Raw genomic sequence first — 23,671 nt, forward strand, 5'->3', positions numbered from 1 at the left:
GAAGAGAATGCCGATGACCGAGCAGGCCACCGGGGCCAGCCAGCCGCAGCCGCGGCCCCGTTCCGGAGGACAGCAGTCCGCCCCCGTCGAGCACGTCACGGGTGCGAAGTCCCTCATTCGCTCGCTTGAGGAGGTCGGGGTCGACACCGTATTCGGTATCCCCGGCGGCACGATCCTTCCCGCGTACGACCCGATGATGGACTCGAGCCGGGTGCGCCACGTGCTCGTCCGTCACGAGCAGGGTGCGGGCCACGCGGCCACCGGTTACGCGCAGGCCACCGGCAAGGTCGGCGTCTGCATGGCGACCTCGGGCCCGGGTGCGACGAACCTGGTGACGCCGATCGCCGACGCGATGATGGACTCGGTGCCGCTCGTCGCGATCACCGGCCAGGTCGTCTCCAAGGCCATCGGCACCGACGCCTTCCAGGAGGCGGACATCGTCGGCATCACCATGCCGATCACCAAGCACAGCTTCCTGGTCACCAAGGCCGAGGAGATCCCGCAGGCGATCGCCCAGGCGTTCCACATCGCCTCGACCGGCCGCCCGGGCCCCGTCCTCGTGGACATCCCCAAGGACATCCTGCAGGCGCAGACGACGTTCACCTGGCCGCCGCAGCAGGACCTGCCCGGCTACCGCCCGGTGACCAAGCCGCACGCCAAGCAGATCCGCGAGGCCGCGAAGCTGATCACGAACGCGAAGCGGCCCGTCCTCTACGTCGGCGGCGGCGTCCTCAAGGCGCAGGCCACCGCCGAGCTGAAGATGCTCGCCGAGCTCACCGGAGCGCCCGTCACCACCACCCTGATGGCGCTCGGCGCATTCCCCGACAGCCACCCGCTGCACGTGGGAATGCCGGGCATGCACGGTGCGGTCACCGCCGTCACCGCGCTGCAGAAGGCCGACCTGATCGTCGCCCTCGGAGCCCGCTTCGACGACCGCGTCACCGGCAACCTGGACAGCTTCGCGCCGTTCGCCAAGATCGTGCACGCCGACATCGACCCGGCGGAGATCGGCAAGAACCGCGCCGCCGACGTGCCGATCGTCGGTGACGCCCGCGAGGTCATCGCCGACCTGATCCAGGCGGTCCAGAAGGAGCACTCGGACGGCCACGCGGGCGACTACAGCGCCTGGTGGAACGACCTCAGCCGCTGGCGCGACACGTACCCGCTCGGCTACGACCAGCCCGCGGACGGCTCGCTCTCCCCGCAGCAGGTCATCGAGCGCATCGGCCAACTCGCCCCCGCGGACACGATCTTCGCGGCGGGCGTCGGCCAGCACCAGATGTGGGCCGCGCACTACATCCAGTACGAGAAGCCGGCCACCTGGCTGAACTCGGGCGGCGCCGGGACCATGGGCTACTCGGTCCCCGCCGCGATGGGCGCCAAGGCCGGCGCCCCGGACCAGACGGTCTGGGCGATCGACGGCGACGGCTGCTTCCAGATGACCAATCAGGAGCTGACCACCTGCGCCCTGAACAACATCCCGATCAAGGTCGCCATCATCAACAACGGCGCCCTCGGGATGGTCCGCCAGTGGCAGACGCTGTTCTACAACCAGCGCTACTCGAACACCGTGCTGCACGCGGGCCCGGACGGCGAGACCCCGCCCAACAAGGGCACCCGCGTCCCGGACTTCGTGAAGCTCAGCGAGGCCATGGGCTGCTACGCCATCCGCTGTGAGCGCCCCGAGGACCTCGACAAGTGCATCGAGGAGGCGAACTCGATCAACGACCGCCCGGTCGTGATCGACTTCATCGTCCACGAGGACGCCATGGTGTGGCCGATGGTCGCCGCCGGCACCTCCAACGACGAGATCATGGCCGCCCGGGACGTCCGCCCCGACTTCGGCGACAGCGAAGACGACTGAGAGCCGCAGGAGAAGGAACCAAGACCATGTCCAAGCACACGCTCTCCGTCCTCGTCGAGAACAAGCCCGGTGTCCTGGCCCGGATCACCGCCCTCTTCTCGCGCCGCGGCTTCAACATCGACTCGCTCGCCGTCGGTGTCACCGAACACCCCGACATCTCGCGCATCACCATCGTCGTGAATGTCGAATCGCTCCCGCTCGAGCAGGTCACGAAGCAGCTCAACAAGCTGGTCAACGTCCTGAAGATCGTCGAGCTGGAGCCCGACTCGGCCGTGGCCCGCGAGCTGGTGCTCGCCAAGGTCCGCGCCGACAACGAGACGCGCTCGCAGATCGTCGAGATCGTCCAGCTCTTCCGCGCCAAGACCGTGGACGTCTCCCCGGAGGCCGTCACCATCGAGGCCACCGGATCCAGCGACAAGCTCGAGGCGATGCTCAAGATGCTGGAACCCTTCGGCATCAAGGAGCTCGTCCAGTCCGGCACCATCGCGGTCGGCCGCGGCTCGCGCTCCATCACCGACCGGAGCCTGCGGGCGCTCGACCGCTCCGCGTGAACCACGGGGCGCTCCCGCGCCCCCTCTCGGATACCGAGACCCCTCAACCTCTCTTCCGCACCCCGCCGTACGGTGGGACGCAACACCAGCACACCAAGGAGAACCCCAGTGGCCGAGCTGTTCTACGACGACGACGCCGATCTGTCCATCATCCAGAACCGCAAGGTCGCGGTGATCGGTTACGGCTCCCAGGGCCACGCCCACGCGCTCTCGCTGCGCGACTCGGGTGTCGACGTGCGCGTCGGTCTGCACGAGGGCTCCAAGTCCAAGGCCAAGGCCGAGGAGCAGGGCCTGCGCGTGGTCACCCCGTCCGAGGCGGCGGCCGAGGCCGACGTCATCATGATCCTGGTCCCGGACCCGATCCAGGCCAAGGTCTACGAGGAGACCATCGCCCCGAACCTGAAGGACGGCGACGCCCTCTTCTTCGGGCACGGCCTGAACATCCGCTACGGCTTCATCAAGCCCCCGGCCGGCGTCGACGTCTGCATGGTCGCCCCGAAGGGGCCGGGCCACCTCGTGCGCCGTCAGTACGAGGAGGGTCGCGGCGTTCCGTGCATCGCGGCCGTCGAGCAGGACGCCACGGGCAAGGGCTTCGAGCTGGCCCTCTCCTACGCGAAGGGCATCGGCGGCACCCGCGCCGGCGTCATCAAGACGACCTTCACCGAGGAGACCGAGACCGACCTGTTCGGTGAGCAGGCGGTTCTCTGCGGTGGCACGGCCGCGCTGGTCAAGGCGGGCTTCGAGACGCTGACCGAGGCCGGCTACCAGCCGGAGATCGCGTACTTCGAGTGCCTGCACGAGCTGAAGCTCATCGTCGACCTCATGTACGAGGGCGGCCTGGAGAAGATGCGCTGGTCGGTCTCCGAGACCGCCGAGTGGGGCGACTACGTCACGGGCCCGCGGATCATCACGGACGCCACCAAGGCCGAGATGAAGAAGGTCCTCGCCGAGATCCAGGACGGCACGTTCGCCAACAACTGGATGGACGAGTACCACGGCGGCCTGAAGAAGTACAACGAGTACAAGAAGCAGGACGAGGACAGCCTGCTCGCCACCACGGGCGCCGAGCTGCGCAAGCTCATGAGCTGGGTGAACGAGGAGGCCTAGGCCTCAAAGGAACGGGGTCGCGGCACACACCGCGACCCCGTTCTTCATCACTCGTCCACGCTGTTGTCCACCGTGTCCAGCCTCGGACGAGTGATCCTTCCGGGGAGGCGCAAGAAGCCCTCCCCGGCGCCACTACACTGCTGAATACATTCGCGTTGGGCCCACAGCGTCGTGCGTCTTCCACGCGGCACAAGCACCCTCCACCGCCTGCGGCCGTCGGGACGGCCGTCCGCATTGGACCTGTGAGGACTCACGTGAGCACTGCTGCCAACGGCAAACCCGTCGTACTCATCGCCGAAGAGCTGTCGCCCGCGACGGTCGACGCCCTGGGCCCGGACTTCGAGATCCGCCAGTGCAACGGCGCGGACCGGGCGGCGCTGCTGCCCGCCATCGCCGACGTCGACGCGATCCTGATCCGCTCGGCCACCAAGGTCGACGCCGAGGCGATCGCCGCCGCGAAGAAGCTGAAGGTCGTCGCGCGAGCCGGCGTCGGCCTCGACAACGTCGACGTGTCCGCCGCCACCAAGGCCGGCGTGATGGTCGTGAACGCCCCGACCTCCAACATCGTGACCGCCGCCGAACTGGCCTGCGGTCTGCTCATCGCCACCGCGCGCAACATCCCGCAGGGCTCGCAGGCCCTCAAGGGCGGCGAGTGGAAGCGCAGCAAGTACACGGGCGTCGAGCTCGCCGAGAAGACCCTCGGCGTCGTCGGCCTCGGCCGCATCGGCGCGCTCGTCGCGCAGCGCATGTCCGCCTTCGGCATGAAGGTCGTCGCGTACGACCCGTACGTGCAGCCCGCGCGCGCCGCGCAGATGGGCGTGAAGGTGCTGTCGCTGGACGAGCTGCTCGAGGTCTCCGACTTCATCACCGTGCACCTCCCCAAGACGCCGGAGACCCTCGGTCTCATCGGCGACGAGGCGCTCCACAAGGTCAAGCCGAACGTGCGCATCGTCAACGCCGCGCGCGGCGGGATCGTCGACGAGGAGGCCCTCTACTCGGCGATCAAGGAGGGCCGCGTCGCGGGCGCCGGCCTCGACGTGTACGCGAAGGAGCCCTGCACGGACTCCCCGCTGTTCCAGTTCGACCAGGTCGTCTGCACCCCGCACCTCGGCGCCTCCACGGACGAGGCGCAGGAGAAGGCCGGTGTCGCCGTCGCCAGGTCGGTGCGCCTCGCGCTCTCCGGTGAGCTCGTGCCGGACGCGGTCAACGTCCAGGGCGGCGTCATCGCCGAGGACGTCAAGCCGGGCCTGCCGCTCGCCGAGCGCCTCGGCCGGATCTTCACCGCGCTCGCGGGCGAGGTCGCGGTCCGCCTCGACGTCGAGGTCTACGGCGAGATCACCCAGCACGACGTGAAGGTGCTCGAACTCTCCGCGCTCAAGGGCGTGTTCGAGGACGTCGTCGACGAGACGGTCTCCTACGTCAACGCCCCGCTGTTCGCGCAGGAGCGTGGCGTCGAGGTCCGCCTCACGACGTCCTCCGAGTCGCACGAGCACCGCAACGTCGTCACGGTGCGCGGCACCCTCGGCGACGGCCAGGAGGTCTCGGTCTCCGGCACGCTCGCGGGCCCGAAGCACCTGCAGAAGATCGTCGCCGTCGGCGAGTACGACGTGGACCTCGCGCTCGCCGACCACATGGTCGTCCTGCGCTACGAGGACCGTCCCGGCGTCGTCGGCACCGTGGGCCGCGTCCTCGGCGAGGCGGGCATCAACATCGGCGGCATGCAGGTCTCGCGCGCCGACGTCGGCGGCGAGGCCCTCGCGGTCCTCACCGTGGACGACACCGTCCCGCAGAACGTTCTGAACGAGCTGGCCGCCGAGATCGGCGCCACGTCGGCGCGGTCCGTCAACCTCGTCTGAGGCCTGACGGCTTTCCCGAGTACGGCCGAGGGCCGGGTCACCCACGGGTGGCCCGGCCCTCGTGCGTTCAGCTTCCGGAGGCGCTCGTCTCCGGTTCGATCAGGCCCTCGCGGTAGGCGATGCCGACGGCCTCGGTGCGGCTCGCGGCGCCCAGCTTTGCCAGGATGTTCGAGACGTGGACGCTCGCGGTCTTGCCGCTGATGAACAGCTCCTCGCCGATCTGGCGGTTGGTGCGCCCCCGGCCGAGCAGCCGCAGCACGTCGCTCTCCCGGGCGGTCAGCGCGGCGATCCGGTCACCGGCCGCCGGAGCGTCGGAGAGGCGGCCCCGCCGGATCAGGGCGTCGAGGGCCTCGCGCAGCGGTACGGCGCCGAGCTGCTCGGCGGTGTCGCGGGCCGCGTACGCCTGCTCGGCGGCCTCCTCGCGGCGGTCGTCCGTGAGCAGCGCCTCCGCCAACCGCCGTCGGCAGCGGGCCAGTTCGTACGGGTCGCCGTAGTCGAACGCCGTCACGGCCCGCTCCCACGCCGCGACGTCGGGGCCGCTCGCGGCGCGCACCCGCTCGGCCTCGGCGCGGGCCAGCCAGGCCAGGCCCTCGGGGCCCTGCTCCGTGCCGTCCTCGCCGTGGGCCGCCGTCTCCCTGGCCAGTTCCACCAGCTCGGCGGCGGTCCCCGCCCAGCGGTCCGCGCCCGCCGTGTCGCCGGAGAGCCGGGCCTCCTCCGCCGCGTCCGCGACGGCCGCGAGGGCCAGCGCGGCGAGCCGCACGACGGCGTCGGGCCGCGCGCCGCCCGAGACCTCGGTGAGCGATTCGACCGAGGCGTGCAGCCGTCGTACGCAGCCCTCGGCGTCCCCGCGCAGCGCCGCCGCGTCGGTCAGCACGACCGCGGCGACGAGCGCCGCCATCCAGTCGAAGTGGTGGTCGAGCAGCCCCTCGGCCCCGGTGACGGCCGCGTCGTACGCGCCGCGGGCCAGGGCCACGTACAGGGCGGGCGCGATCGCGAACCCGCCCGCGGGCGGCAGCAGTTCGGTGTCGGCGGCCGCCGCCCGCGCGCACTCGTCCCAGCGGCCCAGCGTGTAGAGCAGCAGGGACTGGAGGTAGCGCAGTTCCAGGGCGTACGGCGAGGTGAGCAGGCCCGCGCGGCGCGCGATGGCGAGGCCCTCGGCGAGCCAGGGCAGGGACGCGTCCAGGTCGCCGGACTCGTAGCAGCCGATGGCGAGGTTGTAGAGCGCCCGCATCTCCACGGCGAGGTTCCCGGCGGCGCCGGCCAGCTCGCGGGCCCCGGCCAGTCGGTCGCGGCCCTGCGGCGTGCGCCGGTTGTGTGTTTCCAGGCCGACCAGGGAGATCGTCAAGTCGGCCTGGGCGTCGGTCAGTCGGAGCCGCTCGGCGACGACGAGCGCCTGACGGGCGACGCGCTCGGCGTCGTCGTTGCGGCCCACGTACCGCGCGGCCAGGACATGGGTCGCGGCGGCCCACACCCAGGTGCCGGAGGGCGGCTCGGCCGGGATCAGCGCCAGCGCCTCGCTGCTGTACGTGAACGCCGCTTCCATGTGGTCGATCCGGATCAGATTGCCCGCGAGGGTGTAGCGCACGCGCGCCGCGAGTTCGGAGTCGGCGTCGGAACCCGCCCGGGCGAGCGCGGAGCGGGTGAGCTGGACCGCGCGATGCGGGTCGCCCGCGCGGGCGGCGGCGGCCGAGGCGCGCAGGGTGAGGGTGGCCGTGTCGGCGGCCTCGGGGTGTGCGGACGCGTCCACCACGGCCAGGAGTTCGAGCGCGGTCTCCAGGTGCCGCAGCTCCTCGGCGGGCGCGCCCACCCGCTGGGCGTGGTCGGCGGCCTCGATGGAGGCCGCGAGGGCGTCGGCCAGGTCGTGGCTCTCGCGCGAGTGGTGGGCGCGCTCCGCCGCGCTCTGCGGCGAACGGCCCTCGCCCGCGAGGAGCGCGGCGAACCGCCCGTGCAGCCGGACCCGTTCGCCGGGCAGCAGATCCGCGTAGACGGCCTCGCGGGTGAGGGCGTGCCGGAAGGAGTACGTCGCGTCGTCGCCCGGCACGAGGAGCAGCCGTCCGACGGCCTCGCGCAGCGCCGACTCCAGCTCCTCCTCGGGCAGTTGGACGGCGGCCCGCAACAGCTCGTGCCCGACCCGGCGGCCCGCGACGGCCGCCGTGCGCAGCACCTGCTGGGCGGTCTCGGTGAGCTGCTCGATCCGGATGAGCAGCACATCCGCGAGGCCGCTGGGCATGGCGGGGGAGTCGGCGCCCTCGCCGTCGCCGGGCAGTGCGGCGAGCAACTCCTCGGCGTAGAAGGCGTTTCCCTCGGCGCGGTCGACGATGCGGCGGACCGTGCTGTCGGGCACGGGGCCCGTGCGGCGCGCGCGTACGAGCCGGGCCATGTCGGCGTCGGCCATCGGGCGCAGGTCGAGCCGGTCGACGGCGGGCAGCCTGATCAGCTCGGCGAGCAGCGGCCGCAGGGGGTGGCGGCGGTGCAGGTCGTCCGCGCGGTACGAGGCGAAGACGGCGAGGCGGCGGGGCGGGCCGCCCGGCGCGGGCCGCTGGAGGACGCCCCGGCTGAGCAGGAAGCGGAGCAGGTCGCGGGAGGACTGGTCGGCCCAGTGGAGGTCCTCGACGACGAGGAGCAGCGGGGTCAGGTCGGCCAGGTCGGCGAGGAGCCCGGCGACGCCCTCGAAGAGCTGCAGGCGGCCGCCGGGGTCTGGTGCCTGGTCCGTGCCCTGCGCCCCGCCGATCAGCCGGTCCACCGCCGGGTACGCGGCGAAGGCCGGGGCGAGCCTTTCGTCGGCGGCCGCCGCGCCGAGGATCTCCGTGAACGGGAGGTAGGGCAGGCCCACGTCCCCGAGGTCCACGCAGTGCCCGGTCAGGACGGTCAGGCCGGTGGCGGCGGCGTGCGCGGCGGCCTCCGTCAGCGCCCGGGTCTTGCCGACTCCGGCGTCCCCCGCCACCAGGACGGCGCGCGGGTCGCCGGCCGCGGCCCGCTCCAGGACGCCGGTGAGCCGGGCGAGTTCGTCCGCCCGGCCGATGAACGGCGTATCGAATGTCTGAGCCACGGGCCCATCCTGGCACGGCCCTGGCGCGGTCCCGCCCGATCTTCGGGTCCTGGCCGCCGGGGCCTGACTGTCGGGTCCTGCCGGTCTGGTCCTGGCCTTCGGGACCTGGCCTTCGGGCCCTGATTCTCGGGCCGTGGCCTTCGGGGCCTGGCCTACAGGTCCTGGCCTTCGGGGCCTGGCCGCCGGGGCCTGACTGTCGGGTCCTGCCGGTCTGGTCCTGGCCTTCGGGTCCTGGCCGCCGGGGCCTGACTGTCGGGTCCTGCCGGTCCGGTCCTGGCCTTCGGGACCTCGCCTTCGGGACCTGGCCTTCGGGCCCTGATCCTCGGGCCGTGGCCTTCGGGGCCTGGCCTACGGGTCCTGGCCTTCGGACCCTGGCCCTCGGGACCTGATCCTCGGGTCGGGCCTACGGGTCCCGGCCTCGGGCGGCCCGCCGGGGTCGGCGGGCCGCACGGTCCTTCAGACCGTCGCCTTCTCGCTCGGCGCCGCGTCCTCGGAGGTCGCCGGGGCCTCGCGGACCACCACCTTGCGCAGGGTCGCCGCGGAGAGGACCGCTGCGGCCAGGAGCAGGACGGCCCCGGCGATCGCGGCCGCCTGCATGCCGTCGGTGAAGGCCTCCCGTGCGACGGTCGTCAGGGCCCGGCCCGCCTCGCCCGGCAGCTTCGCGGCGACCGCGAGGGCGCCGCCGAGCGTCTCGTGGGCCGCCGCCGGGGCGTCGGCGGGGACGCCGTGGCGGTAGACGGCCGTGCCGATGGAGCCCAGGACGGCCATGCCGAGGGCGCCGCCGAACTCGGCCCCCGTCTCCAACAGGGACGCCGCGGAGCCGGAGTTGGCGACCGGGACGGTGCCGAGCGCCAGGTCCATCATCTGGGACATCACGGTGACGATTCCCGCGGCGAGGACGCCGGCGCCGGCCAGGACGAGCCACAGCGAGTCGGTGCCGGCCACGGCCAGCAGCCCGTATCCGCAGGCGGCGACGGTGAAGCCGCCGGCCACGACATGGGCGCGGTGCACGCCCTTCGCCACGAGCTGCGCGGCGACCGGCGCCGCGGCACCGACCAGGACCGTCGGAAGCAGCGCCCAGAGCGCGGCCGCCATCGAACTCTTGCCGAGCACGGACTGGAGGTACTGGGTGGTGAAGTACGCCGAGCCCAACATGCCGAAGGACGAGACGAGGTTGAGGACGACGGCGGGTGCGAAGCCGGGGCCGCGGAACAGGGTGGGGGAGATCAGCGGTGACTTCGTGGTGCGCTGGCGGTGCACGAAGAGGGCGGCGAACAGCAGGCCGACCGTGATCGAGACGACGTAGCGCACGTTCCAGCCCTCGGACGGGATCTCCTTGATGCCGTAGATCACCGGCAGCACTGCCGCCATCGACAGCGGCACGCTGAGCAGGTCGAAGCGTCCTGGCTCCGGGTTCCTGGACTCCGGCAGCAGGAACGGGCCGAGCGCCAGGAGCAGCACCATCGCGGGCAGGTTGACCAGGAAGACCGAGCCCCACCAGAAGTACTCGACGAGGACCCCGCTCATCACCGAACCGAGCGCGACGCCGCCGGTCATGACGGCCGACCACAGGCCGATCGCCTTCGCGCGCTGCCCGGAGTCGGTGAACATCGTGCGGACGAGCGCCATGGTCGAGGGCATGAGTGTCGCGCCGCCCACCCCGAGGAGCGCGCGGGCGGCGATGAGCGTCTCGGCGCTGTTCGCGTACGCGGCGAGGAGCGAGGCCCCGCCGAAGGCGGCGGCGCCGAACAGGAGCAGCTTGCGGCGCCCGATGCGGTCGCCGAGCGAGCCCATCGTCATCAGCAGGCCGGCGAGCACGAACGCGTAGATGTCGAAGATCCACAGCTGCTGGGTGCCGCTCGGCTCCAGGTCGGCGCTGATCTCGGGGATCGCGAAGTAGAGGACGGAGACGTCCATCGAGACCAGGAGCAGCGGAAGCATCAGTACGCCGAGGGCGGTCCACTCGCGGCGCCCGGCAAGGTAGGCGGCGGGTGGGGTGGTGCTCGTCGGGTTCGTCATGCCAGGAACTGTACGAGCGTCTTAAACGCTTGTCTAGTACGAGCGTATAAGACGTGCGTCTGGATTCCGGATAGGGTGGGGTCATGGGACATCGTGAGGATCTGCTCGAAGGCGCCAAGCGCTGCCTGATGGAGAAGGGGTTCGCGCGCACGACGGCGCGCGACGTCGTCAAGGCGTCGGGGGCCAACCTGGCCTCCATCGGCTACCACTACGGATCGAAGGACACGCTGCTCGCGCAGGCGTACGTGGCCCTGATCGAAGGGGCGTCGCTCGACTGGGGCGAGCCGGACGAACTGGCGGGCGCGCCGGGCTCGCTCGACCGCTTCCACGCCCTGATGGAGAACGTGATCGTCGGCCTCGGCAAGCCGGACTCCATGTGGCACCTGAGCATCGAGCTGCTGACGCTGGGCGACAAGATGCCCGCCCTGAAGGAATACCTGGTGCAGGCCCAGGCGGAGGCCGGGCGCGGCTTCATCGGCATGATCACGGGGGAGGAGCCGCCGGTCGACGACCCGAAGGTGGCGACGCTCGGCGGGCTCCTGTCGGTGCTGTTCCTCGGGCTCGTCGCCCAGTACACCTTCGACCCGGAGTCGTCGCCGTCCGCCGGGCAGCTCACCGAGGGGCTGCGGCAGCTCTTCGAGCTCTCACAGGCGTGACGCCTTCAGGCCCATGTGCAGGAGCAGCCGGTCCTCGCCCTCGTCCAGGTCGAGGCCGGTGAGCTGCTCCACCCGCGACAGGCGGTAGTACAGCGTCTGGCGGTGGATGCCGAGGGCCGCGGCCGTGCGGCCCGCCTGGCCCGCGCAGTCGAGGAACACCTCGGCGGTGCGCGCCAGTTGGCGGTGCGCGGGGGAGAGCAGGGGCGCGACCGCCGGGTCGTGCGCGGCCTCCGCGGGCAGGGCGGTGAGCAGCCGGTACGGGCCGATCGACGACCACTGCGCGTCCGGGCCGAGGCGCGGATCGGCAAGCGCCGCGCTCGCCGCGGCCGTCGCCTCCTGCCAGGCCGTGGCCAGTTCGGCGAGGTCGTCGCGCGCGGCGCCGACGCCCGCCGCCACCGGGGAGCCCGCACGGCCGCGCAGCTTCGCCGCCGCCGTCAGCGCGGGCGCAAGCGCCTCGCGCGAGCGCAGCCGCACCAGCAGGGCGAGGCACTGACCGGTCACCCCCCACGGCACCGTGCACAGCGCGTCCGCCGCCGGGATCGTACGGACGGACGGGGCGTCGTCCGGGTCCGCGGAGGGCCAGGGCGCGACGCAGACCACCGTGTGCAGGCCCGGCGCCCGGCTGCCGAGCGCCGTGCGCAGCGCCGCCACCGCCATGTCCCGCTGCCAGCCCCGCTCCGCCGTGAGCACGGAGTGGAACTCGCGGGTCAGGTCCGCGCCCGCCTGCGCCTCGTCGGCGAGCAGCGCGCCGATCCGTCCCGTCACCTCCATCGCGGCATCGAGCTGCTCCTGCGTGGGACCCGGATCGTCGTCGAGCAGCCATACGTAGCCGAGGACGAAACCGTGATGGCGTACGGGCAGACAGATGCGACCCCGGTACACGCCGGCCTCCGGGGTAGCCGGGATCCGGACCGGCTCCTTGGCGCTCGTGATGCCGAAGCCCTCGAACCAGGAGCGGACCGCCGAGGTCGAGCCGCGCGTCAGGATCGAGCGCGTGCGCACGGGGTCGAGCGCGGCCTCGTCGAACTCGGTGTCGCCGTCGGTGACCTGCGCCCCGAACGCGATGAGGCGGAAGTCCCGGTTCTCCAGGGTCGCCGGGGCGCCGAGCAGCGCCGAGATCTCGTCGACCAGTTCCTGGTAATCGCCTTTCACCCCGCCATTCTCGCCCATCCCGGACGCCCCTTCATACAGATGTCTGAGGTGGCGACCACAGATGCGTGACAGCTGTCGATGGCACAGGATCGGAGGGATCCTTAGATTTCACGGTGGTTCCACGTGCTGTTCCCCCTTTGCGGTGGTACGGCATGTTTCTCAACTCATGCTTCCTGGAGGTGCCCCGTGCTGGCTCCCTTGATCCTCGCCGCGTCGCGCAGCGACAAGATGCGCGCCTTCGTGTCGGCGGCGCCGGGCACCAAGCAGGTCGTGGACCGCTTCATCGCCGGCGAGTCGGTCGACCAGGTCGTGCCGATCATCGAGGACGCCGCCGCCAAGGGCCTGGAGGTCACGCTCGACGTCGTCGGTGAGGACATCACCACCGTCGAGCAGTCGCAGGCCGCTCGGGACGCCTACCTGGAGCTGGTCGCGCGGCTCGAGAAGCTCGGTCTCGGCACCAAGGCCGAGATGTCCGTGAAGCTGTCGATGTTCGGCCAGGCGCTGGAAGGCGGCCACGAGCTCGCCCTCGCCAACGTACGGCCCGTCGTCGAGGCCGCCGCGAAGATCGGCACCACCGTCACCCTCGACGCCGAGGACCACACCACCCTCGACTCGATGTTCGCCATCCACGAGGAACTGCGGAAGGACTTCCCGCAGACCGGCTGCGTCATCCAGGCCTACCTGTTCCGCACCGAGGACGACGCCCGCCGCCTCGCCGCCGCCGGCAGCCGCGTGCGCATCGTGAAGGGCGCCTACAAGGAGCCCGCCGAGGTCGCGTACCAGGACAAGGCCGAGATCGACAAGGCGTACGTGCGCATCATGCGCATCCTCATGGAGGGCGCCGGGTACCCGATGATCGGGTCCCACGACCCGCGGCTCGTCTCCATCGCGCAGGAGCTCGCCCGGCAGGCCGGGCGCAAGCTGGACGAGTACGAGTTCCAGATGCTGTACGGGATCCGCAGCGACGAGCAGCTGCGCCTCGCCGCCGAGGGACACCGGATGCGTGTCTACACCGCGTACGGCACCGACTGGTACGGATACTTCATGCGCCGCCTCGCGGAGAAGCCGGCCAACCTCCTCTTCTTCGCCCGCTCGGTCCTCACCAAGGGCTGACCCCTCCCGCTTGCTCAACCGATAACTCCCCGACCCCCCCGAAGGAGATACGGACCCATGACCCTCGACGCCGTGACCCAGGTCCCCGCCCCGGTCAACGAGCCGGTGCACGGCTACGCCCCCGGTTCCCCGGAGCGCGCCCGCCTGGAGGTCAAGCTCAAGGAGCTGGCCGAGAACCCGATCGAGCTGCCCTGCACCATCGGCGGTGTGCGTCGGATGGGCGGCGGCGAGCGCTTCGACGTCGTGCAGCCGCACAACCACAAGTCCGTCATCGGTACGTACGCCAACGCCACCGAGCAGGACGCCCAGGACGCGATCGACGCCGCCCTGGCCGCCGCCCCGGCCTGGCGCGCGACGTCCTTCGACGACCGCGCCGCGATCATCCTGCGCGCCGCCGAGCTGCTGTCCACGAAGTGGCGCGAGACGATGGCCGCGTCCACGATGCTCGGCCAGTCGAAGACCGCCCAGCAGGCCGAGATCGACACTCCCTGTGAGCTCATCGACTTCTGGCGCTTCAACGTCCACTACGCCCGCAACCTGCTCGCCGAGCAGCCGCCGGCGAACTCCACCGGTGTGTGGAACCGCATGGACCACCGCCCGCTGGAGGGCTTCGTCTACGCGATCACGCCGTTCAACTTCACGGCCATCGCGGGCAACCTGCCGACCGCCCCGGCGCTCATGGGCAACGTCGTGGTGTGGAAGCCGTCCCCGACGCAGACGCACGCGGCCGTGCTGCTGCTCCAGCTCCTGGAGGAGGCCGGTCTTCCGAAGGGTGTCATCAACCTGGTGACGGGTGACGGTCTGGCCGTCTCGGACGTCGCGCTGAACCACCGCGACCTCGCCGGTATCCACTTCACCGGTTCGACCAAGACCTTCCAGCACCTGTGGAAGACGGTCGGCACCAACATCGAGAAGTACCGCACCTACCCGCGGCTCGTCGGCGAGACCGGCGGCAAGGACTTCGTCGTCGCGCACCCGAGCGCGGACCGTGCGGTCCTGAAGACCGCGCTGACCCGTGGTGCCTTCGAGTTCCAGGGCCAGAAGTGCTCGGCGACCTCGCGTGCGTACATCCCCGCCTCGATCTGGAACTCCGGTTTCAAGGAGGAGTTCGCGGCCGAGGTCGACGGCATCAAGATGGGTGACGTCACCGACCTGACGAACTTCATCGGCGCGCTCATCGACGACCGTGCGTTCGCCAAGAACAAGGCCGCGATCGACCGGGCGAAGGACGACGCGTCCTGCACGATCGTCGCGGGCGGCACGTACGACGACTCCGTCGGCTACTTCGTGCGGCCGACGGTCGTCGAGTGCTCGGACCCGGCCAACGAGGTGTTCTCCACCGAGTACTTCGGGCCGTTCCTCGCCGTGCACGTCTACGAGGACGACCAGTACGACGCCATGCTGGAGCAGATGGAGTCGGCGTCGGACTACGCGCTGACCGGGTCGGTCGTCGCGAACGACCGTGCGGCGGCGGCCCACACGATGGAGAAGCTCCGTTACGCGGCGGGCAACTTCTACATCAACGACAAGTCGACCGGTGCGGTCGTCGGGCAGCAGCCGTTCGGTGGCGGTCGCGCCTCCGGTACGTGTGACAAGGCCGGGGCGCCGCAGAACCTGCAGCGGTGGACGCTGACCCGCGCCATCAAGGAGACGCTGGTCCCGCCGACGGACTACGTCTACCCCCACATGGGCTGACGCCCCTGCAACGGCGCCGCCCCTGGCCGAGGCTTTCTTGCCTCGGCCAGGGGCGGTTCTGCGTGGACCGGCCCTACGCCACGGGGCTCCGCCCCGGACCCCGCGCCTCAATCGCCGGCGGGGCTTGATTTGGTCGACCATCTCAAGCCCTGCGGCGATTGAGCAGCGGGGTCCGGGGCAGAGCCCCGAGAGCGCAACGCCGGTGCCGCTCAGGGGACCGTCAGGACCACCTTGCCCTGGGTGTGGCCCGAGGAGGTCAGTTCGTGGGACTTGGCCGCCTCCTCCAGGGGGAGGGTCGCCGAGACGTGGGGGCGGAGGCGGCCCGCGGCCAGGAGTGCCGCCGCCTTGCGGAGCGTCGCCCCCGAGGGCTGGACCGACACGGGCGCGAAGCGGACACCGCGGGCCTCGGCGTCCTCCTGGGTGACACCCGGGTCCCAGATCACCGCGGAGGCAAGGAGCCCGCCGGGCCGCAGGGTGACCAGCGTGCGCGGACCGTAGTCGCCCCCGATCAGGTCGAGGGCCACGTCCACGTCACGCAGGGCATGGGCGAAGTCCGTGGTCGTGTAGTCGATGGGCTCATCGACGCCGAGTTCGCGCAGGAAATCGTGCTTGTCGGGGCGCGCCGTGGCGATCACGTACGCCCCCTCGGCCTTGGCGATCTGCACCGCCACATGCCCGACACCACCGGCCGCCGCGTGGATCAGCACCCGCCGCCCCGGACCGATCTGCCCGGTGTCGACGAGCGCGAGCCACGAGGTGAGCGCCGCCGCGGGCACCGCCGCCGCGTGGACATGGTCGACATTGCCCGGCTTCGGCGCCAGGTGCTCGGTGCGGATCAGCACGTACTCGGCGTAGCCCCCGCCCCGGATCATCGCGAACACCTCGTCGCCCGGCCGGAATTCGGTGACGTCCTGCCCCGCCGACTCGACGACGCCCGAGACGTCCCAGCCGAGCGTGAACGGCGGGTCCCCGAAGAGCGGCGCGTCGCCGGAGCGCGCCAGCCGGTCCACCGGATTCACCCCCACGGCCCGGACCCGCACGAGCACCTCGCCCGCCAACGGCTCGGGCCGTTCCACCTCCACCACTTCGAGCACCTCGGGTCCGCCGAGCCGGCGCTGACTGATGACGCGCATGGTGGGACTCCTCCCCAGGGCCCGCCGGGCCACCGCGGCCCGGCCGGTAGGGGACCCATCGTGGTGCGTGCGCGTCGGCCGCGCCATGGTCCGGACCGCCCGTGCCACCGGACTCGGCCACCGCCGTGACCCCTGTGACGAAAGAGGCTGGTGGGGCGGAAGACGCGGCTCCCGTCTCAGATAGTAGGAAGTCCGAGTAATTGTGGAGACAGAAGCAGGGACCTGTCCTAGCTTTGTAGAAGCCGAACGACTCGCCCGATCCGGCGAATGGCGGCCGCGAGCCGGAGCATCAGGCAGGCAACCCCTGCAGCTCCCGTTCCCCGCCCTTCCGGCGCCTCGAAATCCCCATGCGCGCACCCGCGCGCGGATTCCCACGGATTCTCAAGGAGTCGATCCCTCATGGCCACTGCGACGCCCGTCCGCCGCCGAGTCCGTCACGTCTCCCCGTCGAGCGAAGCCGACCGCCAGGCCGCAAGGACCGCGGCCGCCGCCCTCCAGCGCGCCCTCGACCGCAGGGACAACGGCGGGGAGACCGGTCACTGAGACCGGCCCGCCCCCAGCCGCCTCAAGAACCGCGCTTCACCTCGAAGTGGTCGATGCGCTCGCCGGTCTCGGCCAGCGCCGACACCTTCATCCGGCCCTTCTCCACCTCCACCGCGAGGAACGAGAAGCCGGTGTACCGCACCCGGGACCACTCGACGGTGTCCGGGTCGGGCAGGCGTGACCTGGTCCAGTGGAAGGTGACGATCGACTCGCGGTCGATCACGTTGCCCTCGTAGCTGTCCTTCACGCCCGGTCCGAAACCGTAGAGGTCCTTGCCGGCGCCGCCCGCGGTGACGTACACGATGCCGTCGCGCGTCGGATCGGTCGACGCGCCGACCGGCACCGGCTTGCCGACCTCGCCGTTCCCCGTGCCCTTGATCGCGTCCGTGCGCTCGTAGACGTGGTTGTGCCCGTTGATCACCAGGTCCACCTGGTGCTTGGCGAACAGTGGCACCCAGGCCTCGCGCACCCCGCCGTCCGAGGCGTGCGTGGACGTCGAGTACGCGCAGTGGTGGAAGAAGACGACGATGAACTCGATGTCCTTGCGCGCCCGCAGCTCCCCGAGCCGCTTGTCGAGCCACGCCGTCTGCTTGCCGTCCAGATAGCCCTTGTTGGCCGGGATCTCGAACGACACGTCGTTCGCGTCGAGCGCGACCACGCCCACACTCCCGTACGTGAAGGAGTAGACGCCCGGCGCGTTCTTCGGGTCGGGGCCGTTGTCCGGCAGCGACCAGCGCGCGCTCTGGCCGCCGTAGCCGTTGGGGGAGTACCAGGCCTCCATGTCGTGGTTGCCGGTCGTCACCATCCACGGCACCGACTTCGCGACCGTCTCCGTCTGCGCGAGGAACTGGTCCCACACCCGCGCGTCGTACGTGTCCGATTCCTTGCCCTGCCCGCTGCTGTCGGCGTAGCAGATGTCGCCCGCGTGCAGATGGAAGGACGGGTTCTGGCCGAGGATCACCTGGTCGTTGGCGAGCGCGTCGTAGCTGACGCCCTGGTCGCCGAAGGCCGTGAAGACGAACGACTCCGGGGCGGCCGGCGCCGTACGGAAGGTGCCGAGCGTGCCGATGCGCTCCGCGTCGGCCGGGTCGAAGCCGTCGTGGCCGACGCCGTAGTAGTACGTCGTGCCGGGCACGAGGTTGTCGAGCGCCGCGTGCAGGTAGTGCTGCTCGACCTCGGGGAGCTTCTTCGACAGGGACGGGGTGTGCAGGGCGCGCACCTCCGCCGGAATCTTCCGGCTCAGCTCCCAGGGCTTCGAACCCACCCGCAGATACGGGTTCTTGACCGCGAACGGCACCTGCCACGAGATCCGCATCTGCGTCTTCGGGTCGGCGCCGAAGGCGAGGTGCCGGCCGAAGGGGGCGACCAGCGAACCGTCGACCTGAGCGGCCGCCCGCGCCGGGAGCAGCGGCGCCGCGTACGCGCCGGTCGCGGTGCCGCCGCCGAGCAGCGCGGCCCCGCCCACGGTGGCCGCCGCCCCCGTCAGGGCGCGCCGCCTGCTGAACCGCGCGCGCAGGTACTCGTGTTGCTCGGGCATGCTCAGCCGCCTGGCGAGCCGCTCGGGGATGCCGACATTGGGGGTGTCGTTGGCAGTGGTCATGGAAGGGAACTTCCCAGTAGCTTCCAACTGCCGCCAGACATACGGGTGAACAGAAGGCGGCGACTCGGCAGCCGTCCACATCATGGACACCGCGTGTCATCCCATGGGACGAGGAGTACGGTGCTGACATGTCTCGCAGCATCAATCTCGCAGTGATCCCCGGCGACGGTATCGGCCAGGAGGTCGTGGCCCAGGGTCTCAAGGTCCTCTCCGCCGTCCTTCCGCAGGATGTGAAGCTGGAGACCGAGGAGTACGACTTCGGCGCCAAGCGCTACCACGCCTCCGGTGAGACCCTCACGGACGCCGACCTCGACTCGCTCAAGAAGCACGACGCGATCCTGCTCGGCGCCATCGGCGACCCGTCGGTGCCGTCCGGCGTCCTGGAGCGCGGCTTCCTGCTCAAGCTCCGCTTCGCGTTCGACCACCACGTCAACCTGCGTCCGTCGAAGCTCCTTCCGGGCGTCTCGACCCCGCTGGCGGGCGAGCCGGACATCGACTTCGTCGTCGTCCGCGAGGGCACCGAGGGCCCGTACACGGGCAACGGCGGCACCATCCGCAAGGGCACCGAGCACGAGGTCGCGACCGAGGTCTCCGTCAACACCGCGTTCGGTGTGGAGCGCGTGGTCCGTGACGCCTTCGCCCGCGCCCAGGCCCGCCCCCGCAAGAAGCTCACGCTGGTCCACAAGAACAACGTGCTGACCTTCGCGGGCCACCTGTGGACGAACATCTTCAACAAGGTGGCCAAGGAGTTCCCCGAGGTCACCACCGACTACATCCACGTCGACGCCGCGACGATCTACCTCGTCACCGACCCGGCCCGCTTCGACGTGATCGTCACCGACAACCTCTTCGGCGACATCATCACCGACCTCGCCGCGGCCGTCTCCGGCGGCATCGGCGTCGCGGCCTCCGGGAACATCAACCCGAGCCGCGAGTTCCCGTCCATGTTCGAGCCCGTGCACGGCTCGGCCCCGGACATCGCGGGCCAGGGCAAGGCCGACCCGAGCGCCACGATCCTCTCGGTCGCCCTCCTCCTGCGCCACCTCGGCTACGAGGCCGAGGCGGCCCGCATCGAGGCCGCGGTCTCCGCGGACCTCGGCGAGCGCGGCGACGCCGTCCGCTCCACCGACGAGATCGGTGACGCCCTCGTCGCCCGAGTAGTAGCCGGCTGACCCGGCGCTCACCATTACGGCAGCAGCCGCCGGGTCGCACACCGCGCCCGGCGGCTGTTCCTGTGCGGCCCCTGGGTGCGACCATCAACCTTGGGCCGCTTCACGCACCCGTATCCACCTGGGTCCGTTTCGACCACACCCGTCCTCGCGAGATAATCGAACGTGGGGCCGCGATGTACGTGGAAGCTCGGACGTCCTAGTACCAGGAGTGCAGGCGTGAACGCGGTCCGTCACAACCAACGGTGAAGGACACGCAACCATGACGACGCCCACGATCGAGCTCAAGCCCACCGCCACCCCGCTGTCCGCCGCGCAGCGCGAGGAGATCCTGGCCAACCCGGGGTTCGGCCGCCACTTCACCGACCACATGGTGACGGTCAAGTGGACCGAGGGGCGGGGCTGGCACGACGGGCAGCTGGTGCCCTACGGACCGCTCTCCCTCGACCCGGCCACGAACGTCCTGCACTACGCGCAGGAGATCTTCGAGGGCCTCAAGGCCTACCGCCGCCCCGACGGTTCGGTCGCCACCTTCCGGCCCGACATGAACGCCAAGCGCTTCCAGCACTCCGCCTGGCGCCTCGGCATGCCCGAGCTGCCGGTCGAGACCTTCGTCGAGGCCTGTGACCTGCTCGTCCAGCAGGACAAGGACTGGGTGCCCGCGCACGGCGGCGAGGAGTCCCTCTACCTGCGCCCGTTCATGATCGCGACCGAGGTCGGCCTGGGCGTGAAGCCCGCCAACGAGTACCTCTTCATCGTCATCGCCTCGCCCGCCGGCGCGTACTTCTCCGGCGGCGTGAAGCCCGTCTCCATCTGGCTCTCCGAGGACCGCGTGCGCGCCGTCCCCGGCGGCGTCGGCGACGCCAAGACCGGAGGCAACTACGCGGCGTCCCTGCTCGCGCAGGCCGAGGCCGCCGCCAAGGGCTGCGACCAGGTCGCCTACCTCGACGCCGTCGAGCACAAGTGGGTCGAGGAGCTGGGCGGCATGAACCTGTACTTCGTGTACGGCAACAAGATCGTCACGCCCACCCTCACCGGTTCGCTGCTCGCGGGCGTCACCCGTGACTCGCTCCTCCAGGTCGCCCGCGACCTCGGCTACGAGTCGGAGGAGCGCCGCATCTCCATCGACGAGTGGCAGTCCGCCACCGAGTCCGGCGAGCTGACCGAGGTCTTCGCCTGCGGCACCGCCGCCGTCATCACGCCGGTCGGCACCGTCAAGCGCGAGGGCGCCGAGTGGCAGCAGTCCGGCGGTGAGGCCGGCGAGGTCACGATGAAGCTGCGCAACGCGCTCCTGGACATCCAGCGCGGCAAGGCCGAGGACACGCACGGCTGGATGCACGAGCTGGGCTAGTCCTCACCCGTACGAAGCCCGGCCCCCGTCCCGCACACCGCGGGGCGGGGGCCGACGCATGCCCGGGGGAGCCGGTCAGTCCCCGTCGCCGGAACTGCTCGACCGGCTGCCCGAGCCCTTCTTCGAGGCCTGGCCCAGCGCGCCGAGGACGATGAGCAGGACCTGCGCGCAGCGCAGAAGAGCGGCGCCGGTGTACTTGGCCGCGCGGATCGCCTTCGTCCGGGCGGGGGATCTGGTGGTCTCCGTCATGGGCGGCATGTTCCCACTCCTTCGGCGTCCAGTCATTGGAACCGTGCTCTATACGTTCACTGCATTACGGGACCCGGTCCATGGGCGTATTTGCCGTGTGGGTTTAGAGTGGCGTTCTAAGAACGACGAGGAGGCGTGACGGCGTGAGAGTGACCCCCACGGAACGCGACCGGCTGCTGCTGTTCGGCGCCGCCGAGCTCGCGCGGGCCCGCAAGAGCCGCGGCCTGCGGCTCAACGTGCCGGAGGCGACCGCCCTGATCGCGGACACCGTCTGCGAGGCGGCCCGCGACGGCAAGCGGCTCGCCGAGGCGATCGAGGCGGCCCGCTCCGCGCTCGGCCCGGACGATGTGCTGCCGGGCGTCGCCGACGTGGTGACCGAGGTGCACGTGGAGGCGGTCTTCGACGACGGCTCGCGGCTCGCGGTCGTGAGCGACCCGATCGGCACCGGCGAGGACACCGGCTCCCTGGGCGAGGACGCCCCCGGCGCCCTGCTGCCGGGGCCCGAGCACGAGGACCCGCAGGCCGTCCTCACGCTCACCGTCACCAACACGGCGACCGTCCCGGTCTCCGTCACCTCGCACTTCCACTTCTTCGAGGCCAACCCGCGCCTGGACTTCGTACGGGACAAGGCCTACGGGATGCGGCTCGCGGTGCCCGCAGGGTCCTCGGTGCGGTTCGGGCCGGGGGAGACCCAGGACGTCGGCCTGCTGCCGATCGGCGGGGCCCGGGTCGCCATCGGGTTCGCGGGGCTCGTCGACGGACCGCTGGATGCGCCCGGTGCACGCGAGGAGGCGCTCCGCCGCGCCGCCGCCTGCGGATATCTGGGTGTCGAGACCGAGGAGGAGGGCCGATGAGCCGCCCTGGAGGCCACGCCGCCGAAGCCCGCCGGCTGACCCCGCACGAGTACGCGGGGACGCACGGCCCGCGCGCCGGGGACCGCGTCCGGCTCGGGGACTCGGGGCTCACCATCAAGGTCGAGTCCGACTCCCAGAGCTACGGGGACGAGTTCCTCGCCGGATTCGGGAAGACCGCGCGCGACGGGCTGCACCTGAAGGCCGCCGCCGTCCGCGACACCTGCGACATCGTGATCAGCAACGTCGTGGTGATCGACGCCGCGCTCGGGATCAGGAAGGTGTCGATCGGGATCCGCGAGGGGCGGATCCACGCCGTGGGGCGGGCCGGCAACCCGGACACGATGGACGGCGTCGACGTCGTGGTCGGCACCGGCACCACGATCGTCTCCGGCGAGGGCATGATCGCCACCGCCGGAGCCGTCGACACCCACGTCCACCTGCTGTCGCCGCGCATCATGGAGGCCTCGCTCGCCTCCGGCGTCACCACGATCATCGGCCAGGAGTTCGGCCCGGTGTGGGGCGTCGGCGTCAATTCGCCGTGGGCGCTCAAGCACGCGTTCTCCGCGTTCGACGCGTGGCCGGTCAACATCGGCTTCCTGGGCCGGGGTTCGTCCTCGGACGGTGCGCCGCTGGTCGAGGCGCTCGCCGAGGGCGGCGCCTGCGGCTTCAAGGTCCACGAGGACATGGGCGCGCACACCCGCGCCCTCGACACCGCGCTGCGCGTCGCCGAGGAGCACGACGTCCAGGTCGCCCTGCACAGCGACGGCCTGAACGAGTGCCTCTCGGTCGAGGACACCCTCAAGGTCCTCGAAGGCCGCACGATCCACGCCTTCCACATCGAGGGCTGCGGCGGCGGCCACGTACCGAACGTCCTGAAGATGGCCGGCGTCCCGAACGTCATCGGCTCCTCCACCAACCCCACGCTGCCCTTCGGCCGGGACGCGGTCGCCGAGCACTACGGCATGATCGTCTCGGTCCACGACCTGAAGACGGACCTGCCCGGCGACGCCGCGATGGCCCGCGACCGGATCCGTGCCGGGACGATGGGCGCCGAGGACGTGCTGCACGACCTGGGCGCGATCGGCATCACGTCCTCGGACGCGCAGGGCATGGGCCGCGCGGGCGAGACCGTGCGCCGTACGTTCGCGATGGCCGGAAAGATGAAGCACGAACTCGGCGACCCGGGCGTCGGCCACGACAACGAGCGCGTCCTGCGCTACATGGCGAAGCTGACCATCAACCCCGCCATCGCGCACGGCCTCTCGCACGAGATCGGCTCCCTGGAGCCCGGCAAGATGGCCGACATCGTCCTGTGGTCGCCCGAGTACTTCGGCGCGAAGCCGCAGCTCGTCCTGAAGTCCGGCTTCCCCGCGTACGGGGTGGTGGGCGACCCCAACGCCGCCACCGACACCTGCGAACCCCTCGTCCTCGGCCCGCAGTTCGGGGCGTACGGCGCGACCGCCGCCGAGCTGTCGGTCGCCTTCGTCGCGCAGGCCGCCGTCGACGACGGGCACGACACGATGCCCACCCGCAGGCGCCGCGTCGCCGTCCGCGGCACGCGCGGCATCGGCCCGGCCGACCTGCGCCTCAACTCCCGTACGGGAGCGGTCGACGTCGACCAGCGCACGGGCCTCGTCACCCTCGACGGCGACCCGCTGCGCTCCGAACCCGCCGAGTCCGTCTCCCTCAACCGCCTCTACTTCCTCTAAG

At 71.3% G+C, this 23,671-nt stretch carries 18 protein-coding genes; 12 read left to right on the forward strand and 6 right to left on the reverse strand.

Annotated features, from left to right (window positions below; genetic code table 11):
- The first annotated feature begins 13 nt into the window (after window positions 1-13).
- The 4 genes from ACZ7L4_RS35165 (at window position 14) to serA (ending at window position 5,378) form a co-directional block, all read left to right on the forward strand.
- On the forward strand, window positions 14-1,864 hold the full coding sequence (locus tag ACZ7L4_RS35165; protein WP_472108946.1) for an acetolactate synthase large subunit: 1,851 nt from the start codon (window positions 14-16) through the stop codon (window positions 1,862-1,864).
- 26 nt (window positions 1,865-1,890) lie between these two features.
- Entirely contained in the window at window positions 1,891-2,415 is a 525-nt protein-coding gene (gene ilvN / locus ACZ7L4_RS35170) for an acetolactate synthase small subunit (protein WP_385767107.1), read from the forward strand.
- A gap of 108 nt (window positions 2,416-2,523) precedes the next feature.
- Window positions 2,524-3,522, forward strand: a complete 999-nt coding sequence (gene ilvC / locus ACZ7L4_RS35175) for a ketol-acid reductoisomerase (RefSeq protein WP_422410074.1) — start codon at window positions 2,524-2,526, stop codon at window positions 3,520-3,522.
- Between the two features lie 254 nt (window positions 3,523-3,776).
- On the forward strand, window positions 3,777-5,378 hold the full coding sequence (gene serA / locus ACZ7L4_RS35180) for a phosphoglycerate dehydrogenase (protein ID WP_472108948.1): 1,602 nt from the start codon (window positions 3,777-3,779) through the stop codon (window positions 5,376-5,378).
- 67 nt (window positions 5,379-5,445) lie between these two features.
- On the opposite strand, the gene ACZ7L4_RS35185 is transcribed toward serA, so the two are convergent.
- Window positions 5,446-8,427, reverse strand: a complete 2,982-nt coding sequence (locus ACZ7L4_RS35185; protein WP_472108949.1) for a helix-turn-helix transcriptional regulator — start codon at window positions 8,425-8,427, stop codon at window positions 5,446-5,448.
- Window positions 8,428-8,883: 456 nt separating this feature from the next.
- On the reverse strand, window positions 8,884-10,446 hold the full coding sequence (locus ACZ7L4_RS35190; RefSeq protein ID WP_472108951.1) for an MFS transporter: 1,563 nt from the start codon (window positions 10,444-10,446) through the stop codon (window positions 8,884-8,886).
- A gap of 83 nt (window positions 10,447-10,529) precedes the next feature.
- Between ACZ7L4_RS35190 and ACZ7L4_RS35195 the strand changes: the two genes are divergently transcribed.
- On the forward strand, window positions 10,530-11,102 hold the full coding sequence (locus tag ACZ7L4_RS35195; RefSeq protein WP_472108953.1) for a TetR/AcrR family transcriptional regulator: 573 nt from the start codon (window positions 10,530-10,532) through the stop codon (window positions 11,100-11,102).
- On the opposite strand, the gene ACZ7L4_RS35200 is transcribed toward ACZ7L4_RS35195, so the two are convergent.
- The gene (locus tag ACZ7L4_RS35200; RefSeq protein ID WP_472108955.1) at window positions 11,091-12,272 is read right to left on the reverse strand and encodes a PucR family transcriptional regulator; all 1,182 of its coding nucleotides are present in this window, start codon (window positions 12,270-12,272) and stop codon (window positions 11,091-11,093) included. The two genes, ACZ7L4_RS35195 and ACZ7L4_RS35200, sit on opposite strands and share 12 nt — an antisense overlap.
- Window positions 12,273-12,440: 168 nt before the next feature.
- Between ACZ7L4_RS35200 and ACZ7L4_RS35205 the strand changes: the two genes are divergently transcribed.
- Together ACZ7L4_RS35205 and pruA are read left to right on the forward strand one after the other, a co-directional pair.
- Window positions 12,441-13,367: a proline dehydrogenase family protein gene (locus ACZ7L4_RS35205; RefSeq protein ID WP_472108957.1), complete on the forward strand. Its 927-nt coding sequence runs from the start codon at window positions 12,441-12,443 to the stop codon at window positions 13,365-13,367.
- A 57-nt stretch (window positions 13,368-13,424) separates the two neighbouring features.
- Entirely contained in the window at window positions 13,425-15,062 is a 1,638-nt protein-coding gene (gene pruA, locus ACZ7L4_RS35210; RefSeq protein WP_472108958.1) for an L-glutamate gamma-semialdehyde dehydrogenase, read from the forward strand.
- Between the two features lie 209 nt (window positions 15,063-15,271).
- Here pruA and ACZ7L4_RS35215 read toward each other — a convergent pair whose 3' ends face one another.
- Complete coding sequence (locus ACZ7L4_RS35215; protein ID WP_472108960.1) at window positions 15,272-16,195, reverse strand: NADP-dependent oxidoreductase; 924 nt, start codon at window positions 16,193-16,195, stop codon at window positions 15,272-15,274.
- A 399-nt stretch (window positions 16,196-16,594) separates the two neighbouring features.
- On the opposite strand from ACZ7L4_RS35215, the gene ACZ7L4_RS35220 reads away from it, so the two are divergent.
- Entirely contained in the window at window positions 16,595-16,738 is a 144-nt protein-coding gene (locus tag ACZ7L4_RS35220; protein ID WP_266714423.1) for a hypothetical protein, read from the forward strand.
- A 22-nt stretch (window positions 16,739-16,760) separates the two neighbouring features.
- Here ACZ7L4_RS35220 and ACZ7L4_RS35225 read toward each other — a convergent pair whose 3' ends face one another.
- Window positions 16,761-18,338, reverse strand: a complete 1,578-nt coding sequence (locus ACZ7L4_RS35225; protein ID WP_472108962.1) for a purple acid phosphatase family protein — start codon at window positions 18,336-18,338, stop codon at window positions 16,761-16,763.
- A gap of 128 nt (window positions 18,339-18,466) precedes the next feature.
- On the opposite strand from ACZ7L4_RS35225, the gene ACZ7L4_RS35230 reads away from it, so the two are divergent.
- Together ACZ7L4_RS35230 and ACZ7L4_RS35235 are read left to right on the forward strand one after the other, a co-directional pair.
- Window positions 18,467-19,510, forward strand: a complete 1,044-nt coding sequence (locus ACZ7L4_RS35230) for a 3-isopropylmalate dehydrogenase (RefSeq protein WP_450810555.1) — start codon at window positions 18,467-18,469, stop codon at window positions 19,508-19,510.
- Window positions 19,511-19,769: 259 nt separating this feature from the next.
- On the forward strand, window positions 19,770-20,858 hold the full coding sequence (locus ACZ7L4_RS35235; protein ID WP_472108964.1) for a branched-chain amino acid aminotransferase: 1,089 nt from the start codon (window positions 19,770-19,772) through the stop codon (window positions 20,856-20,858).
- A 75-nt stretch (window positions 20,859-20,933) separates the two neighbouring features.
- Here ACZ7L4_RS35235 and ACZ7L4_RS35240 read toward each other — a convergent pair whose 3' ends face one another.
- Entirely contained in the window at window positions 20,934-21,116 is a 183-nt protein-coding gene (locus tag ACZ7L4_RS35240) for a hypothetical protein (RefSeq protein ID WP_472108966.1), read from the reverse strand.
- 134 nt (window positions 21,117-21,250) lie between these two features.
- Here ACZ7L4_RS35240 and ureA point away from each other — a divergent pair, with 134 nt between their 5' ends.
- A complete protein-coding gene (gene ureA, locus ACZ7L4_RS35245) occupies window positions 21,251-21,961 on the forward strand; it encodes an urease subunit gamma (RefSeq protein ID WP_472108968.1) in 711 nt (236 codons plus the stop codon).
- The gene (locus tag ACZ7L4_RS35250; protein WP_472108970.1) at window positions 21,958-23,670 is read left to right on the forward strand and encodes an urease subunit alpha; all 1,713 of its coding nucleotides are present in this window, start codon (window positions 21,958-21,960) and stop codon (window positions 23,668-23,670) included. Before ureA ends, ACZ7L4_RS35250 begins: the two co-directional genes overlap by 4 nt.
- The last annotated feature ends 1 nt before the right edge of the window (window position 23,671 follow it).

The organism is Streptomyces sp. NPDC107575 (assembly GCF_055657265.1).